Source organism: Bradyrhizobium sp. LeoB3 (assembly GCF_055456055.1).
Window position 1 is genome coordinate 1 of the sequence record NZ_JBVBEF010000291.1, and the last position, 1,373, is coordinate 1,373.

The following is a 1,373-nucleotide window of genomic DNA, read 5'->3' on the forward strand; positions in this document are numbered from 1 at the left end:
GAGAAATGCCCGACGGTGCGCAGGTAGACCGGATTGTTTGGAGCGACGCTATCGATCTCCTGCTTGGTCAGATAGCGCTTCTCGGCGAGTTGCGACGGCGGATGCCATGGGCCACCCACGATCCACTCGCCCGGCTTCTTCCTGGCCGCGAATGCCCTGATCGCCTCGAGCGCTTCCGCCACCGTCTTCGCTCGGCTCATGTTGACGACATAGTCGGCAAGACCAGCCGCCTTGAAGTGAGCGTGCGTATCGATTAATCCGGGAATTACAGTCTTGCCGGACACATCGAGCACGCGGGTCCGAGCGCTGGCAAGCGACTTAATCGATGCGCTGCTTCCGGTCGCGAGAATCTTTCCGTTACTGACGGCGACCGCCTCAGTCACGGTCGATCGTTCGTCCAGCGTCAGGACCTTTCCGTTGACGAGGACGAGGTCAGGCGCGTTGAAGTCTCCCTGCTGGGCCGCCGCAGGTGCAGCGCCAGCGAACCACATGCCCGCCCCAAAAACCGCAAGCGCCGTGAACTTGCAGATCATCGCAATCCCCCCCCCTAATTATTGTTCAATAGGCGAACATTTGTTCTCTTTTGGAAGAGTAACTCCGATCTCGAAGCGGTTCAACGCTTCTTGGACAAGGTCCGCAAGCTGACTTATTTGGACGACGCGCTATCCCAGTTCGGCTAACGGCCGGACCATACATTGAGTCAAGAGCGCCGCTTGGAAGCGCGACCAGTCACTTCCGGTCTACCCCGATAAGCAGACCATTTCAGAATCCACGCGGACTTCGCATTAGGGCCAGAAGCTGACGTCTCCGGCACTCAGCTCTTTTGCCTAGTAAGGAGCGCAAGTGGTTTTCGGTTTCGATGACTATCCGCTCGCCGCAAACAGATCCCACTTCCCGGGCAGTCCTTTGAGTTCGTAAGAACCGCGTTCGGCGAATTTCAACCCGGCTCCGGCGACGAGGTCGGTGACCACGCGCGAAACCAAAACTTCATCGGAGACGCATTGCGACATCACGCGCGCGGCCGCGTGTACGGCGATGCCAGCAATGTCATTGCCTCTAATCTCAATCTCCCCGGTGTGCAGGCCGGCGCGAACGGAGAGTCCGATCTGTTTCGCCGCCGAGAGCCAAAGGCGAGCGCGCAGCGCACCGCTCGTCCAGGACCGTCGAAGGTTGCTAGAACGCCATCGCCAGTGCTTTTCACCAGATTGCCGCGGTAATTACCGACCATCTCTCTTGCAATCTGATCGTGATTGTCGAGCAGCCGAAGCCAGCGCTCGTCGCCCATCGCAGTGGCGTTGCGCGTGGAGTCAACGATATCGGTGAATAGCACGGTCGACAGCACGCGCTCAAACTCAACCGCGCCATGATCGCGG

3 protein-coding genes are annotated in these 1,373 nt (G+C 59.1%); all 3 read right to left on the minus strand.

Annotated elements, in window-relative coordinates; all coding sequences use genetic code 11:
• A partial coding sequence (locus ACZXDY_RS45900; RefSeq protein WP_464350011.1) for an amidohydrolase family protein occupies positions 1 to 533 on the minus strand: 533 nt, incomplete at its 3' end.
• Between the two features lie 330 nt (positions 534 to 863).
• Positions 864 to 1,106, minus strand: a complete 243-nt coding sequence (locus tag ACZXDY_RS45905) for an adenylate/guanylate cyclase domain-containing protein (protein WP_464350013.1) — start codon at positions 1,104 to 1,106, stop codon at positions 864 to 866.
• A partial coding sequence (locus tag ACZXDY_RS45910) for an adenylate/guanylate cyclase domain-containing protein (RefSeq protein ID WP_464350012.1) occupies positions 1,010 to 1,373 on the minus strand: 364 nt, incomplete at its 5' end. The genes ACZXDY_RS45910 and ACZXDY_RS45905, both read right to left, overlap by 97 nt.